Origin of the sequence: Faecalibacter macacae, from assembly GCF_003687725.1 — a bacterium.
Lineage (GTDB): Bacteria > Bacteroidota > Bacteroidia > Flavobacteriales > Weeksellaceae > Empedobacter > Empedobacter macacae.
Genome location: NZ_RDOJ01000002.1, coordinates 222402 through 240124, shown reverse-complemented (window position 1 = coordinate 240124; position 17723 = coordinate 222402). Strand labels below are relative to the sequence as shown.

The following is a 17723-nucleotide window of genomic DNA, read 5'->3' as shown; positions in this document are numbered from 1 at the left end:
GTTATGAAAGTTATAAATAAATTAGTCTTATTAACATTATTAGGAGTGTCTGTAGGAACTACTTTGACATCTTGTGATAATGGCTTAGAGGCTATAAATGAAAATACAAATAGTCCAGAAATCGTACCGACTTACACTATTTTTAATGGTGCGAATAGATATTTAATGAACTATACACGTGATGGATGGTGGTCTGCACGTATGTCTTTACCATGGATGCAATATTCTGCTCAAAATAACTATATCGAGGAGGATAAATACCAATATAGAGATACTCAAACAACAAATGGATGGACATACTTATACCGTACAGCTAATAACTATAAAGATATTATCCAACGTGTAGAGGATCCATCAACTGCTAGTCAAATGGCAGCTTATGGAAATATCCAAAATCAAATCGCAGCTAGCCGTATTATGTTAGCTTATACATTTGATAATTTAGTAACTCACTTTGGAGATGTTCCTTACTGGTCTTATGGACAAAGAAATAATCCAGATTTCCAAGCATTACAAATTGAGACGTACACTAATCCTAAATATGCTTCTCAGGAAGAGATTTATAAAGATATATTAAATGAATTAAAAGCAGCTGCTGATCAAATCGTTGTAGGAGATAAAGTATTTACAGCTGGTGATAACATTTATGATGGTGACGCTGCAAAATGGAAGAAATTTGCTAATTCATTACGTTTAAGAATCGCTAACCGTATTAAACATAAATTACCAGCAGCACAAACTCATATTAATGAAGCTTTAGCTTCAGGAGTATTTACATCTAATGCAGATAATGCAGCGCACGCGTTCGGATCTGCAGATGCAGAAGGTAATCCATTTTGGAAATTATTCTATGTAGATAATCGTACAGATTTCTATGTAAATAGAACTTTCGTTCAATTATTAAAAGGTGAGAAAGGTTCTTATGGGTTAGATCCTCGTTTATTTAAAGTAGCAGCTCCAATTGGATCAACTGCTGCAGAGATTAAATCAGGTTCAGAATCTCAATCAAGAGACTTAACTAAATACACAGGTATGCCTTACGGTTTACCAACTGTTGAAACTGTATTCTCGTCGTCTGCAATTAACTTCTTTAATTCAAACTATACTAAAATTAATAAGGCTGAGGTATTAATGGAATACGCTGAGGTTGAGTTTATTTTAGCTGAATTAAACGGTTGGTCACAAGCTAATTACGAAGCTGGTGTTAAAGCAAGTATGGAGAAAATGGGTGTTGATTCTGCAGAAATTACTGCTTTCATTGCAACATTACCAGCTGCTACTCAAGAGCACGTTTTAAATCAAAAGTATATTGCTTTATTAGGAAATTCTGATGAATCTTGGAATGAGTACAGAAGAACTGGTTATCCAAACGGAACTATCTTATTAATGCCAGGTGCTACAGGAACAAGACCTGATGGAACTACTTATGTATTTACTCCATTAATGTCTGGAAACGTAGTTGCGTCTGATATACCAGGACGTGTAAGATACCCAATCGGTCAACAAACATTAAACAAAGCGAACTGGACAACAGCTTCAGCTGGTTTATCTAACGGTGACGAAATTAACTCTAAGTTATATTTCGCACGTTAATATTAAGACTTAGTCAAAATATTATAACATTAAGACCTCTCCTTATTGGAGAGGTCTTTTTTATTGAATTAAATTCAGAATTTGTTAAACATAAAAAAAACCGTAGAAATTTCTACGGCTTTTTATTATTATATTTTGTCCCGTCCTGAAATAGCGATACAAAAAAGAAATCGTTATTATGGAAGAAAGAAGCAATTATGTAAAACGTACTCAGCGAGATTACAGTATGTCTTTTAAGTTGAGTGTTGTAAAAGAAATCGAGCGTGGGGAGTTATCTACTGTGGGTGCTTGCCGTAAGTATGGCATCCAATCTCGAAGCACAGTTGTGAGTTGGCTCAGAAAATTTGGTACCTTTGATTGGGAGAACCAAACGCCTTCTAATATGCCAAAGTCACCAGAACAAAAGATCATGGAGCTTGAAGCCCAAGTAAAGCTTTTGCAAAAGCAGAAGGCTTTACTTGAGAAACAGGCTTATGTGGCTGATAAAAAAGCCATTATTTTCGATATGATGATTAACCTTGCCGAAGAGGAATATCAAATTGATATACGAAAAAACTCACCCCCCGAACTATCGAATCTTTCCGAAGGGAACAAAAAGAAACCATAAGTTTCTCCTGTGAATTGTTCGGGGTTGATCGACAGGTTTATTATCGTCATTTGAAACGAAGAGCAAAACGGCAACAAAATGCACAGCAGGTTGTGGATTGGGTAGCAGAGCTGCGAATGATTCATCCAAAAATGGGTGGAAAGAAACTGTATTTTCTTTTGAAAGAGAAACTTGAAAATTTAAGAATTGGCAGAGACAAATTCTTTGACTTCTTAAGAGCTAACCATTTGTTAATCATTCCCAAAAGAAGTTATCACAAAACTACCAATTCGTATCATCGTTTTAAAAAACATAAAAATTTGATTAAAGATTATCAATACAAAAAGCCTAATAATGTTTGGGTATCAGACATAACTTACTTGGGAAACAGAGAAAACCCAGCCTATTTAAGCTTGATAACCGATGCTTATTCTAAGAAAATCGTAGGCTTTGATGTGTCGGATTCTTTGGCTACAGCATCTTGTTTAAATGCTCTAAAAATGGCATTGAAAAAAGAAAACCCGAAGAGTATTATTCATCACTCAGACAGAGGTTTACAATATTGTTCCGATGATTATCAAAAGCTATTGAAAAAGCATAAAATACGTTGTAGTAAGACACAAGAATCAGATCCTTATGAGAATGCCATAGCCGAAAGAATCAATGGAATTTTAAAACAGGAATATGATATTGATAAATTTAATGTAGATTTGAATACAAGAAAGATTTTGGTCAAACAAACCGTAGAGATTTATAATGAGTTCAGACCGCATTTGTCAAACTATTATTTAACACCGATGCAAATGCACCAACAACAAGATTTAATACCAAAATCGTACAAAAAGAAAAACAGTACAAATACGAATATATGTACTGTTTAAAATAAAATTTTATTGGTCTAATCCTGTATCATTTTTTCAGGACGTTACATTTCTAAACTATTAATTTGAATAGTTTGGAGCTTCTTTTGTAATAACTACATCGTGTGGATGTGATTCGTGTAAACCAGCACCAGTAATTTTAACGAATTTACCGTTTTCAATTAAATCTTGGATAGTTGGAGTACCACAGTATCCCATACCAGCTCTTAAACCACCACATAATTGGTAAACAACATCTGCGATAGATCCTTTGTGAGGAACACGACCTTCAATCCCTTCTGGAACTAATTTGTTTGCATCTGATTGAAAGTAACGATCTTTAGAACCACGTTTCATTGCAGCTAAAGAACCCATTCCTTGGTATGCTTTAAATTTACGTCCTTGGAAAATAATTTCTTCACCAGGAGCTTCGTCAGTACCAGCAAATAAACTACCTAACATAACTAAGTTAGCACCAGCAGCAACTGCTTTTACAATATCACCAGATAATTTAATACCACCATCACCAATTACAGAAACATTTCTTGTTTTCGCATATGAATATACATCATGAATTGCAGATAACTGAGGAACACCAACACCAGCTACAACACGAGTTGTACAAATAGATCCTGGTCCAACACCAACTTTTAAAGCATTTGCACCGGCGTCAATTAATGCTTTTGCTGCATCAGCTGTTACAATATTTCCACCAACAATATCTAAAAGAGGAAAGGCGTTACGAACTTCAGCAACTTTATTAATAACTCCAGCAGAATGTCCGTGAGCTGAATCTAAAGCAACTATATCAACACCTTTGTTAACTAAAGCTTGTACACGCTCTAAAGTATCTGCACCAACACCAACACCTGCACCAACACGTAAACGACCTTGAGAATCTTTACATGCATTAGGGAATTCAGTTAAGTTGTCAATATCTTTAATTGTGATTAAACCAATTAATTTATTGTATTCGTCAACGATTGGTAATTTTTCAATTCTATATTGTGATAAAATAGACTTAGCTTTTAATAAATCTGTATCAATTCCAGAAGTAATGATATTTTCTTTTGTCATTACATCTTCAATTAATTGATCAAAATTTACTTGGTAACGGATATCACGGTTTGTGATGATACCAACTAATGTACGATTTTCTTCAATTACAGGTAAACCAGAAATTTTATATTTCTCCATTAATGCAACTGCATCACGTAAAGTATGTTTTCTAGTTAATGTGATTGGGTCAGAAATCATTCCGTTTTCAGAACGTTTTACCATATCTATTTCATTCGCTTGTTCTTCTATAGACATGTTCTTGTGGATAAAAGATAATCCACCTTCACGAGCTAAAGCGATCGCTAAACGAGCTTCTGATACTGTGTCCATCGCAGCTGATACGATAGGAACATTTAAGGTAATGTTGTCTGTGAAACGTGTTTGCAGAGATACTTGGTTCGGTAAAATCTCTGAAAAGGCAGGTACTAATAACACATCGTCAAAAGTATAGCCAGTTTGAAGTATTTTGTCTGTTAAAGGCATTGCTTTTTGCAGTGCAAATATAAAGCATAAAGATTAATTTATCAAATTATACTAAAAACAATTAAGATAAAATTATTTTCAATATTTTTATCTTAATTTCGCAAGATAGTTTATTGAAAAATGGATATTAAATTCAAAAAATGGAATAATATCTTAGGTTGGATCATGTTTGCTATAGCAGCTGTCGTTTATTTAATGACGATGGAACGCCACCTAAGTTTATGGGATTGTGGTGAGTATATTGTATCCTCAGCCAAATTAGGAGTTACGCATGCTCCAGGAGCCGCTTTGTTTCAATTATTTGGAGCAGTTTGGGCTGGTTTATCTTTTGGAGACGGAGGTAAATATGCAATATTAATTAATTCAACTTCAGCATTATTTAGTGCGGGTACGATTTTGTTCTTATTTTGGACAATTACGTATTTCGCCAGAAAAATGTTTATCAATCAAAAAGATATCAATATATCTGTAGATTCGTTTGAATTAAATCAAACTCAAAAATTAATCACTTTAGGAAGCGGGCTTATTGGTGCTGCTATTTTTATGTTGAGTGATACGTTTTGGTTTTCAGCAGTAGAAGGTGAGGTATACGCTATGTCTTCTTTCTTTACAGCTGTAATCGTTTGGTTAATTACAAAATGGGATCCAGTAGCTGATACTGAACGTGGTAATAAATGGTTAGTTGTAATTGCTTTATTCATAGGTCTTTCGATTGGTGTTCACTTAATGGCAATTTTAGCAGTACCATTAGTTTGTTACGTTTACTATGCAAGAAAACATAAATTCACTGTGAAAAGTTTTATCATCGCTAATATTATTACTGTAGCGATTTTAGCTTTTACATTTAAAATTATTTTCCCAGTTACCATGACTTTCTTTGGTAAAACAGAGATTTACGTTGTTAACAATTTAGGAATGCCATTCCATTCAGGATCTATAATCGCTTCAATCATTTTAATTGGATTTTTATATGGTGTTTTCAAATTATCTAAAAAATACGGATCAGCATTAGTTAATACTATCGCATGGTGTGTAACTTTTATGTTAGTTGGATTCTCTTGTTGGCTTGTAATTCCGATTCGTGCCAATGCAAATCCACATATGAATTTAAATGATCCTGATACTGCGTTAGGAGTATTGGATTATTTTAATCGTGAGCAATATGGTTCTTGGCCTGTAATGTATGGACCTGTTTATACGGCTCATATTGCTAATGATGGAATCAATAAGGATGCGAACGGAAATTACGAAAGGGTTGTAACAGGTACAGATTATGTAAAGGATAATAGAATTGGACAATATGTAAAGGTTTCAGATCGTATCGATTATGTATATAATGATAAGTACATGAAATTTTTCCCTAAAATGTTTAATCCAGATCCTAACGTAATGGAAAACTATGCAGCAGTTTACGGTTTTCCTGAATTTTCATTAAACGCAGCATATTATAATGATGAAGGTGCGCAACAAGCTTACGCAGAGTTAATGTCTCGTAAAGAATCTAAACAATTAAAAATTGCTGATTTAAGAAAATACAATGAAATTTTAGATATTGAATCTCCAACGCTTTTACAACAAGTTAACTACTTTTTAGATTACCAAGTTGGATACATGTTCTTACGTTATTTTATGTGGAATTTCTCTGGTCGTCAAAATGATTTAGAGGGAAATTTTGAAGTAACAAAAGGAAACTGGATTTCTGGATTTTCTTTTATTGATAATCCAAGATTAGGTGATCAAACAATGTTACCAGATGAATACAAAAATGATGGAACAAATGTTTATTACATGTTACCATTATTCTTAGGTTTAATCGGAATGTTTGTTCAATTAAACAGAAACTTTGTAAACTGGTGGGCAATTTTATCCTTATTCTTTTTAACAAGTGTAGGTATTATTATTTATACATCTGTAAAACCTTTCGAGCCTCGTGAACGTGACTATGCCTTAGTAAGTTCATTTTTTGCTTTTGCAATATGGTGTGGTTTAGGTGTGCAAGGAATTTACTTTGCTGTAAAGAAGGCAACAAAAAAGGAACTTACTCCTGGATTAGCAGGTGGTTTAGTGGCTGTATTAGCAGGTATTCCAGTATTAATGGGATTCCAAAATTGGGATGATCACGATCGTTCAGAGCGTTCAGTTGCCTATTCATTAGCTTACAACTATATCAATCCGTTAGATAAAAATGCAATTTTATTTGTTTACGGAGATAATGATACTTATCCATTGTGGGGACTTCAAGAAACTGAAAACTTCCGTGAAGATGTGAAAATTGCGAATTTAACACTAGCAGCTTCGCCTTGGAATTTAGAGCAATTATTACGTCGTACATATAACGCACCAGGATTACCAACGAATTTAAAAACATCGGATTTCCAAAGTGGAACGAATGATAATATCTTTATGGTAGCTGGTTCTATTAGAAATGTAGTAGATCAATTAAACTCGTTTACAAAAGAAGGTCCTAACGGAGAGAAAATTCATTTATCGCAGTTAGCGACAATGTCTCCAGAACAAGCACAACAATTTTTAGTTGATCCGGAATTAGATCTTAATCAAATTTTATCAGTTTATAAAAATTTAGCTCCATTAGAAAAATTCATTACGAATGATACAATGACTGCTAAAGAAGCAATTGATTTTATTTTAGATAATAAATCTGAGGAAAAGAAAGCATTAGCAGATTATTTTGGATATCAAGTTGGACCAGTTAATTTCTTACCTGTTAGTAAAATTAAGATTCCTGTAAATAAAGCAAATGCTGTGAAATACGGAATCGTAGCAAAAGAAGATGCTGCTAGTATGGTAGATGAAATTGTTATAGATATTAAGAAATCTACATTATATAAAAGTGATTTAATGATGATTTCTATGTTAGCTAATTATAATTGGGATCGTCCAATTTATTTTAGTGGTGGAGGAGTTTCAGATCCTTCAAATACATTCTATTTAAACGATTATTTACAAAATACAGGTCTTACTTACAAATTTGTACCTATTTACAATGAATTTGGAAAAGGTGGAGTTATTGGTGGAGCGAATTTAAATGAATTATCAAGAATTTTCTATTCATTTAAATCTTCAGGATTCGAAAATCCTAAGGCTTCATTTAGTATTACAGAACGTGCTTATACTTCTTCTTACAGAAATGTAGCTGTTCGTTTAGCTGACGATTTATTAAAAGCCGGTAAAAAAGCTGAAGCTATTAAAGTATTGGATAAAATAATGAATGATATACCAGCTTGGACTCAGTACGATGTTGGTTATGGTGTAAGTCGTATTGCTGGATTATATTTAAAAGTAGGTGAAGAAAAGAAAGCTCAAGAGTTATTCGCATACGTTCGTAAACATGCAAATGCTAAAATTACTTTCTTTAATACATTATCTATCGGAAACAGAAATACAGTTTCTCGTGATGTTGCAAGTGCAAAGAGTGATTTGATGATGGCATTATTTAATGAAGTTTCTGCAATTTCTGATAAAGGAGAAAAAGATAAAGCTTTAGCTCGTTTCGAAAAAGATTATGGTCCATTAAAAGCAGAATTTGAAGCAATGTATCAAGAGGTGATTGCTGATGGTAAAGTTGATCAAAACGAAGAAACAAGATTAATGAATCAATTAAATTTCTTAAATGATTTAATTGGTGTTGCTGCAGAAGTTGATACAATTTATGCGAAAAAGCAACAAGATATTTTATATAAAATTGTTGGCCAATAGGAAAAAACAATATTTTTAAAAGGGATTCTTAAAAGAATCCCTTTTTTATTTAACTGAAAATCAAAATATAATATATTAATGATAAATGTTTTTTAAATATTTTTGACAATTTTGTAAAACTTGGCACGTAACTTGAAAAAGTATATAGTGTAATCAAAATGATAGATTACTTTAAAATAGATTTGAAAAAATAAATTATAGAAAACATGAAAAAGTTATTTTTTGCAGCTGCTTTCGCAGCAGTTGGTTTAGTAGGAGTAAATGCTCAAACAGGTGTTGAGGGAACAGTACACGTAGGTATTCCAGTTGGTGATACATCAGATGTTTCTTCTTTCAATATTGGTGTTGATTTAGCGTACTTACACCCAGTAGCAGATAACTTCAAGTTAGGAGCTAAAGTTGGTTACGATCACTTTATCGGTAAAGATTATGATTATGTAATTGCAGGACAGCGTTTTACTAACAAAGGTGAAGATTATGGTTTTATTCCATTAGCTGCAACTGCTAAATATGAGTTTAACAACAACTTATTTATTGGAGCTGATTTAGGATATGCATTTGCTACAACTGACGGAGTTGAAGGTGGTTTATTTTACCAACCAAAAATTGGTTACTCTGCAGCAACTTGGGATTTATATGCAGGTTATAAAGGTATTAGTGCAGGTCCAGAAAATAATGATTACGTAGATTACAAATTCAATGCAGTTTCTGTAGGTTTTGCTTACAAATTCTAATTAGAAATTCATTAAAATAATGATAAGACTATCCGAAAGGATAGTCTTATTTTTTTTATATAAGTATTTAAATGTCGGATAAGGTATTCTATTATAATTTATTGATTATGTTTTATAATACACATTTAAACGTTTATTAATTGAGTAAATATCTAATTAATAAAATGTATAATTTATTTAATATATGGTTCATATAATTATCTATTAAAGATCTGTCAATCAAATGTTTTTTAAAAAATATTTTTGACTCGGTTTATAGGTTAGGTTATGAAAAAAATAGGATTAATTTTATTATTAATATATTCAACATGTTCTTTTGGTCAGAAAAGAGAAAAGATTGGAATTCAGGTAAATGGGTATTTAGGTGTTCCGGTAGGATTACTTTCAAATGATTCTAATTTTAATTATGGAGTTTCAGTTGGTTATTTAGGCAAAATAGAGAATTTTTTTAGAGTGGGTGGTTCCATAGGTTATGATCATACTGTATTAAATAAAGCATCTCATATACCTCAGGATAGAGGGTTTCAATATTTATTTGTAGGTGCTTCAGCTGAATTAGATGTTTATAAAAAATTTTACATTGCTGCTGATTTAGGTTATGCATTTAATCAAACTAAAAATGGTTCAGGTTCGCATTATTTTACTCCAAAAGTAGGTTATCATTATTCTGATGATTTCAATTTCTATTTACATTATAAAGGAGTTCGATATTCTATAGGTCAAGTTGCTTCAATTGGAGCAGGACTAGCTTATAATTTTTAAAATAAATAATAATAAAAAGTTGGTTATAATTAATTATAACCAACTTTTTATTTATTTGTAAATCAATTTTTTGAATTTCTTTTTATTATGTTTAACATTTTTTGGCACAGCAATTGAAAATTATACCACGAATCTAAATTCAAAAATCAAACAAAATGAAAAAGTTATTTTTTGTAGCAGCAGGGTTAGTTGGTATGGTAGGAGTTAATGCTCAAGAGAAAACAGAGACACCTCAATTAGGTATTAAAACAAGTGCAAATGTTACGTCTTTCTTAGGAGACGATGTAAATGATGATGATTTTAAATTAGGATGGTCTGCAGGTTTGTACTACCACATTCCAATTAATCAAACGTTAGCTATTCAGCCAGAGGTAAATTATGCAAGAGTTGGAGCGAAGTATAAAAATGAGATGATTAATTCTCAAAATATCACTCAAACATATTCAAATTCAACAACATTAGATTATATTCAAGTTCCTGTATTATTAAAAATTTACCCAGGTGAATCTCGATTTAATTTCGAGGTTGGACCTCAAGTAGGTTTTAATATTTATGCTTCTAATAAAGCTAAATTTGATACTAATATAGCAGGAGAAAATATTATTTCTGAAACTAAAACTGATATCTCTGATAATGTAGAAAAAGTAGATTTTGGAGTTGTTGGTGGTATTGGATATAATATTACAGATAATGTAAATGTAGGTGCTAGATACTATTTAGGATTACAAGATACATTTAAAAGTAACGCTAATTTCGATGCGAAGAACCATGGGTTTACATTCGGAGTTGGATATTCATTCTAATCAATTAGGATTAATTTTTATAACATAAAAGTAAAGGCACTCTTGGAGTGCCTTTTTTTATTGAGAGATAATTCTGTTGATTGTTCTATTTAATATTGTTGAATTAACAATTATTATTATTAATAATACAACTATACTTCCTATAATAACTTCTATAAATGATGAATTTTCAATCACTATAAAATTTCCTATTTTTGATTTAATATAGTTAACCGTATAATAAACAAGTGGTAAACTAAAGATAAAACCTAAGAAGATAAAAAATGTCATCATTTTCAGATATGGTTTACTCAATTGATTTTTAGAAAATCCAATCAGAGATAAATCTTTAATTTTATGTTTGTTCTTTTCAATTAATAACTGAAAATTAATTATCATCAACCAAATTGCTGCAAAAACAATAATTCCACCAATTAATAAAACTAAACTGAAAGCTAATTTAAGATAAGATGTTAATTCGTTATTTTTTAATTCATCTTTGTTGATGTCGTAGTTCTGCTCTTCAAAAAAAGCTGAGTAGTTTTCTTCACCATCGTTTGATGTTTGTACAATAACTCTTGATGGTTCTGAAAGTTGATTTGGAGCAAAATTCTTATTCGCCCAATCTAAATAATTTTCAGGAACTAAAATCGTGTTAATTTTTGTAGTAAAATCAACAATTCTTGCTTGGTAAACTTTCTGATTTTCACCTTTACCAATTACCAACTGAAACGGGATTTTTGTAAATAAACTTTCTGATACTTGTGGTAATCCTTGGCTCGAAGCAAATCCGAAATTGTATAAATTCAAATAACTTTTAGGAATTATTATTGGGATAAATTCATCACCTTCATTCCACTTCCATTGTTCGTTATCAACATCAATAAATTGTTCAGGAACAGATTCAAAAAATAAATCTGTCGAAAAACCTCTAATTCCAGCAACACCACCAACTTGTAATTTTACAGGAAATAAACTCGATTTAAAAGTACCAATTTCTTCAACAAATGTTTGAGTTTTTAGATATTCAATCTCATCAGAATCAAAAGTAGGTTTGCTACCTGTTAATGTTCCTAATGTTGATATTTTTTTATTTAAAACGATATAATTCGATTTCCAAATACTACTATCTTTTGTAAAGTTTTTAGCAAAATCGAAGTATAAAACATTCGCTAAAATTAGAATGTAAAAACCAATAATTGTAAAGATAAAAAAGGTAATCATTCGAGTAAAACTGATTTCTTTTCGAACGATTTTTTGTAAAAGTTGATTAGAGCTTAATGACATGATTTAATCGTTGATCTTCTATTTGTTGTAAACTTGTTAGGATTATTCCTGCTTTATTTTTCTTTGCTTCAATTTCAATTAAATCCATTAAAAGCGATTGATTGATATCATCTAAATGACTAAAAGGTTCGTCTAAAAGTATAAAGTCAAATGGTTGACAAAAAGCACGTATCACAGCAATTCGTTGTCGTTGCCCATAAGAAAGATGAACAGCTTTTTGGTTTAAATGTTTTGATAAACCAACAGCTTCAATCCAATTTTTAATCTCATTTTCTGTTGCGTGATTGGTTAATCCATTTTTCAGTTGGATATTCTCTAAAAGCGTTAATTCTTCAAATAAATGTAAACCTTGGAATACATAAGATAATTTTGTTTTTCTTATTTCGTTCCAATCATTCGATTTTAGTTTTGAGATATCTTTAGTATTAAATAATACATTTCCGTCATAATCCTTTCTATCTCCGTAAATGATATTAATTAATGTTGATTTTCCAACTCCTGAATGAGCGACAATTTGATAATAGTTTCCTTTTTCGAACTCAATTTCATTGTTCCAAACTTCAGATTCATCAAATCCAAAATCTTTTAAAGGATGAGGGATAATATTTTTAATTTTAATTACTTCCATTTGATAAAATACCTGGATTTGAATAAACTGAATAGGTTTGATCTAAGAATAATAATATTGTCTCCAAAGAATTTACATCACTTTTCTTAAGTTGTAAATTTCCAGTTTTAGTGTATTCGTCCGTTACTTTAAATTCTATTTTAGAAAATTGACTAATAAATTTTTCCATTTCATTTGTAATTGGAATCGGTGAGTTTTTAATAAAATAATTCTTCACATCATTCGGATAATCTTCCAAGTTTAAATTAACATTCGCAAACATCGAATTTTTAGCACCTGAGGAGAAGGGCGATTGTATAAAATTATTTTTACTTACACGATTCAAAGCGAAATTATTTACTTGGATTTGATTATTTGTCACAAACATAATGTTGTTGTTAAAAGAGAAATATATAGATTGATTCGTGTTGATTTTTAACGAATGATAATTTCCATGACTAACTATTCCTTTTCCGAAGTTTGAAATAAAATGATTGTAAAAGTCTTTGTTTTTCATTCTTCCAGCTAAAATAAATTGTGGAATAATAATAGTCTTTTCAAAAGTTTCTTTTTTACCAAAATAATCATTTACACTAAAAGATTTAGCGCTTTCAAAATCATATATACTAAATAAAGCTTCGCCTTCAAAACTATTTTCTAGTATTGTGTAGTCGATAGTATATTCATTTAAAAAATCTGAAATTATATTTTTATTATTAAGAATATATCTCGTATTTGCAGGATAAGCACCAATAGAAATATTAGCATAACTTCTTTCAGGAAAATATTTGTAAAAATCTGTGTTGATTTTTGATTTCCACATTGGGCGTTTCTCTAATTCTATTTTTGTAGCTGGATCTGGATGAAATTTTTGAGTAAAACTAATATTATCATCGTTGAATGAAAGGTAAGTAGCCCAAGCACTTTTAGAAAAGTCTAAATTGTTTTCTGATGGATTTGTTTTGTTAGAAAAATACTTTGTAAAATTTCCTGTGTACCAAATATTAACATCTTGTGTGTTTTTTAAAAAATCAGCAAAACTAATATTATCAATTAACGAATTTTCATTTTTAATTAAATCTTCAAAAAAAGAATTTAGATCGGATGTCGGAGTTCCATATTCGCCAGCGATAAACATAAATTGCTTCTTATTCCAAGCTAAATATGGTTTTTTATTGCCTTTAATAAAAGTGTAATTATTTTCGTCAACAAAAGAAATATCTTGCTTATAAACCGATTTATAAATGGTTTTTAATTGTGCTTCAAACTCACTTTTATCATTCATATTCATAGCAAGAGTAACAATTAATTTATTGTTAAGTTTCTTACCAAAGATGTAAATCGGCGAAATAATATCTACGCCAGCATCTGTAGGAGATTTTTTAATTAAAGAAATCATTTCCTTCAAAGCTGGATCTGCATTATTAATTTCTGTTAATGCTAACTTTGCAAGATTGTATTGTTCAATATTTTCAAAGTTTCCTTTTTTAGCAATAGATTTTGGGTTGATTTGTATTACAAAATCAATGTCCGCTGGAATCATTTCTACATAATCTTTATTGTTACTACAGCTCAAAAGCTGGAACATTATAAGAGCTAATAAAATGAAATTCAGTATTTTTTTCATATTCACAATAGATAAAATGAATTTTTAATAGTTTATACAAAATTGCTAAAATATTTCTCTAAAAATTAAAGATTTTAGAGTAAATGATTGAAATATTTTTAAATTTAGAATTCACAGGCTGAAAACAATATAAAAACTTCAAAATTTATCATAATTGCGCATTTTTCCTTATATTCGCAAACCTTGATTTAGAAAGAAATAAACTCAGAATTCATGGCAAATAAATTCAAAGAATATAAGCACTTAGACTTAGTACAAGTCGCAAATGATACTTTACAAGATTGGAAAGAAAATAATGTTTTTGAGAAAAGTATTACGTCTCGTGAAGGAAATGATTCATACGTTTTTTACGAAGGGCCACCTTCTGCAAACGGAAAGCCAGGAATTCACCACGTATTAGCACGTTCTATCAAAGATATATTTTGTCGTTACCAAACGTTAAAAGGGAAACAAGTTTTCCGTAAAGCGGGTTGGGATACGCACGGATTACCTGTAGAATTAGGTACTGAGAAAGAATTAGGAATTACAAAAGAAGATATCGGATCTAAAATTTCGATTACTGAATATAACGAAGCTTGTAAAAATACAGTGATGCGTTACACAGATTTGTGGAACGATTTAACTGAAAAAATGGGATATTGGGTTGATATGAACGACCCATACATCACATACAAGCCAAAATATATGGAGTCGGTTTGGTGGTTATTACAACAAATTTATAACAAAGATTTGTTATATAAAGGATACACAATCCAACCATATTCTCCAAAAGCAGGTACAGGTTTATCTTCTCACGAATTAAACCAACCTGGTACATACAAAGATGTTACAGATACCACAATTGTAGCTCAGTTCAAAGCGAAGAAAGAAACTTCAGATTTATTAAAAGCTATTGATGGAGATGTTTACTTCTTAGCTTGGACAACTACACCATGGACTTTACCATCAAATACTGCTTTAACAGTTGGACCAAAAATCGATTATGTATTAGTTGAAACTTTCAACCAATATACTTTCGAGCCAATGAAAGTTATCTTAGGAAAACCATTAGTTGGTAAACAATTTAGTAAACCATACTTCTTAGCTGAAACTGAAGAAGATTTCACAGTTTACGCTGCAGGAAACAAAACAATTCCTTACCGTATTTTAGCTGAGTACAAAGGTGCTGATTTAGTAGGAGCGCAATACGAGCAATTATTACCTTGGGCTTTACCTTACGAAGATGCAGAAAAAGCATTCCAAGTAATCCCTGGAGATTTCGTTACTACAGAAGACGGTACTGGTATCGTACACACAGCTCCAACTTTTGGTGCGGATGATGCGAAAGTTGCTAAAGATGCAGGTGTTCCAGCAATGTTAGTTTTAGATGAGAACGGTAACGCTGTTCCATTAGTAGACCTACAAGGTCGTTTTGTTGAAACTTTAGGTGAAGGTTTCGGAGGAAAATACGTGAAAAACGAATACTATGATGAAGGTCAAGAGCCAGAAAGATCGGTTGATGTTGAAATCGCAATTTTATTAAAAGAGCGTAATCAAGCTTTCAAAGTAGAGAAATATAAACACAGTTACCCACACTGTTGGCGTACTGATAAGCCAATTTTATATTACCCATTAGATTCTTGGTTCATCAAAGTTACTGATGTTAAAGATCGTATGGTTGAATTAAACAAAGAAATCAACTGGAAACCTAAAGCTACAGGTGAAGGTCGTTTCGGGAATTGGTTAGAAAATGCAAATGATTGGAATTTATCTCGTTCTCGTTACTGGGGAATTCCATTACCAATTTGGAGAACTGAGGAAGGTGACGAAGTTACTGTAGTTGGATCTGTTGAAGAATTAGTTGCTGAAATTGAAAAATCTATCGCAGCTGGTTTCATGACATCTAATCCATTCGAAGGTTTCAAAATTGGAGATATGTCTGATGAAAATTACGACTTAATCGACTTACATAAAAATGTAGTAGATGAGGTTGTTTTAGTTGCTGCTTCAGGAAAACCAATGAAACGTGAGGCTGACTTAATTGACGTTTGGTTCGATTCTGGTGCAATGCCTTATGCGCAAGTTCACTATCCATTCGAGAATAAAGAATTAATCGATAACGGAACAATGTATCCAGCAGATTTTATTGCTGAAGGAGTAGATCAAACACGTGGTTGGTTCTATACTTTACATGCAATTGGAACATTAGTTTTCGATTCTAAAGCATACAAAAACGTTGTTTCTAATGGTTTAGTATTAGATAAAAACGGACAAAAAATGTCTAAACGTTTAGGAAATGCAGTAGATCCATTCGAAACATTAGCAACTTATGGACCAGATGCTACACGTTGGTACATGATTGCAAATGCTCAACCATGGGAAAACTTAAAATTCGATTTAGCTGGTGTTGATGAGGTTCGTCGTAAATTATTCGGTACATTATACAATACCTATTCATTCTTTGCTTTATATGCAAATGTTGATGGATTTACTTACGCTGAAGAAGAAATTCCAGTTGAAGAGCGTGCTGAATTAGATCAGTGGATTTTATCTGAATTAAATACATTAACAAAGAAAGTTGATGCTTATTTAGCAGAATACGAACCAACTAAAGCGGCTCGTGCGATTCAAGAATTTGTGATTGATAATTTATCAAACTGGCACATTCGTTTATCAAGAAGACGTTTCTGGAGAGGAGAGTACTCTAAAGACAAGATCTCTGCTTACCAAACATTGTACACAGTATTAGAAACTGTTTCAATTTTAGGATCGCCAATTGCTCCATTCTTTATGGATCGTTTATACAAAGATTTAAATGCTGCAACTGGTAAAAATGCTGCAGAATCTGTACACTTAGCATTATTCCCAACTGTGGATGAATCGTTAATTAAAGCAGGTTTAGAAGAGCAAACTCACTTAGCGCAAACAGCGACAAGTATGATTTTATCTTTACGTAAATTAAGCGATAACAAAGTACGTCAGCCGTTACAAAAAGTAATTATTCCTGTATTAAACGATTCGATGAAGCAAAAATTAGAATCAATTACAGAATTATTAAAACAAGAGGTTAACGTTAAGGAGATTCAATTATTAACGAACGAAGAAGCATCAAGTTTATTAGTTAAATCTATTAAACCAAACTTTAAAACATTAGGACCTAAGTTCGGTAAAGATATGAAAGCTATTTCTTCAGCTACTGCGCAATTATCAAATGATGAAATTGTTAAATTAGAGACTGAAGGGAAAATTGATTTGGTAATCGACAATAAAACTTATACTTTAGAAGTAGAAGATTTTGAAATTTCTACTAAAGATATTCCAGGATGGACAGTTGCATCAAACGCTACATTAACGGTAGCATTAGATTTACAATTATCTGAAGAATTAATCAATGAAGGTATCGCGCGTGAAATTGTAAATCGTGTACAAAACTTACGTAAAGAAACTGGACTTGAAGTAACCGATAAAATAAAACTATTATTAAAAAATGATGAACCTATCGTAAAAGCTGTTGAAGGTAACAAAGATTACATCTGTTCAGAAACATTAACAGAAGAGCTAGAAATAGTAGAAACTGTAGAAAATGGACAAGCAGTTGAAATTAATGGTATAGATACAGTTATTGCGGTACTAAAAAAGTAAACGCA

Annotated in this window: 12 protein-coding genes; 8 read left to right on the top strand and 4 right to left on the bottom strand. The window is 31.4% G+C overall.

Features of this window, described 5'->3' with window-relative positions; genetic code table 11:
• The first annotated feature begins 3 nt into the window (after positions 1-3).
• From EAH69_RS02470 to EAH69_RS02465, 3 genes are all read left to right on the top strand, one after another.
• Positions 4-1593 carry a SusD/RagB family nutrient-binding outer membrane lipoprotein gene (locus EAH69_RS02470; RefSeq protein ID WP_121933603.1) on the top strand — a complete coding sequence of 530 codons (1590 nt, stop codon included), beginning with the start codon at positions 4-6 and terminating at the stop codon, positions 1591-1593.
• 178 nt (positions 1594-1771) lie between these two features.
• Complete coding sequence (locus EAH69_RS13900) at positions 1772-2200, top strand: helix-turn-helix domain-containing protein (RefSeq protein ID WP_230466674.1); 429 nt, start codon at positions 1772-1774, stop codon at positions 2198-2200.
• A 14-nt stretch (positions 2201-2214) separates the two neighbouring features.
• Positions 2215-3060 (top strand): IS3 family transposase, encoded by an 846-nt coding sequence (locus tag EAH69_RS02465; RefSeq protein ID WP_230466673.1) that lies wholly within the window; start codon positions 2215-2217, stop codon positions 3058-3060.
• 60 nt (positions 3061-3120) lie between these two features.
• On the opposite strand, the gene guaB is transcribed toward EAH69_RS02465, so the two are convergent.
• Positions 3121-4581: an IMP dehydrogenase gene (gene guaB, locus EAH69_RS02460; protein WP_121933602.1), complete on the bottom strand. Its 1461-nt coding sequence runs from the start codon at positions 4579-4581 to the stop codon at positions 3121-3123.
• Between the two features lie 120 nt (positions 4582-4701).
• Here guaB and EAH69_RS02455 point away from each other — a divergent pair, with 120 nt between their 5' ends.
• The 4 genes from EAH69_RS02455 to EAH69_RS02440 all read left to right on the top strand — a co-directional run bounded on the left by EAH69_RS02455 (position 4702) and on the right by EAH69_RS02440 (position 10597).
• Positions 4702-8298, top strand: a complete 3597-nt coding sequence (locus tag EAH69_RS02455; RefSeq protein WP_121933601.1) for a glycosyltransferase family 117 protein — start codon at positions 4702-4704, stop codon at positions 8296-8298.
• Positions 8299-8504: 206 nt separating this feature from the next.
• A complete protein-coding gene (locus tag EAH69_RS02450; RefSeq protein WP_121933600.1) occupies positions 8505-9032 on the top strand; it encodes a hypothetical protein in 528 nt (175 codons plus the stop codon).
• Between the two features lie 267 nt (positions 9033-9299).
• Positions 9300-9794: a hypothetical protein gene (locus EAH69_RS02445; RefSeq protein WP_121933599.1), complete on the top strand. Its 495-nt coding sequence runs from the start codon at positions 9300-9302 to the stop codon at positions 9792-9794.
• A 155-nt stretch (positions 9795-9949) separates the two neighbouring features.
• Positions 9950-10597 carry a porin family protein gene (locus tag EAH69_RS02440; protein ID WP_121933598.1) on the top strand — a complete coding sequence of 216 codons (648 nt, stop codon included), beginning with the start codon at positions 9950-9952 and terminating at the stop codon, positions 10595-10597.
• 57 nt (positions 10598-10654) lie between these two features.
• On the opposite strand, the gene EAH69_RS02435 is transcribed toward EAH69_RS02440, so the two are convergent.
• From EAH69_RS02435 to EAH69_RS02425, 3 genes are read right to left on the bottom strand one after another with little or no spacing between them, the layout of a single operon-like run.
• Positions 10655-11863 (bottom strand): FtsX-like permease family protein, encoded by a 1209-nt coding sequence (locus EAH69_RS02435; protein ID WP_121933597.1) that lies wholly within the window; start codon positions 11861-11863, stop codon positions 10655-10657.
• Complete coding sequence (locus EAH69_RS02430; RefSeq protein ID WP_121933596.1) at positions 11847-12491, bottom strand: ATP-binding cassette domain-containing protein; 645 nt, start codon at positions 12489-12491, stop codon at positions 11847-11849. The genes EAH69_RS02435 and EAH69_RS02430 overlap by 17 nt, the downstream gene beginning before the upstream one ends.
• Positions 12478-14097: a DUF4836 family protein gene (locus EAH69_RS02425; RefSeq protein ID WP_147439071.1), complete on the bottom strand. Its 1620-nt coding sequence runs from the start codon at positions 14095-14097 to the stop codon at positions 12478-12480. Before EAH69_RS02425 ends, EAH69_RS02430 begins: the two co-directional genes overlap by 14 nt.
• Before the next feature lie 213 nt (positions 14098-14310).
• Here EAH69_RS02425 and ileS point away from each other — a divergent pair, with 213 nt between their 5' ends.
• Complete coding sequence (ileS, locus tag EAH69_RS02420) at positions 14311-17718, top strand: isoleucine--tRNA ligase (protein ID WP_121933594.1); 3408 nt, start codon at positions 14311-14313, stop codon at positions 17716-17718.
• Positions 17719-17723 lie beyond the last annotated feature (5 nt).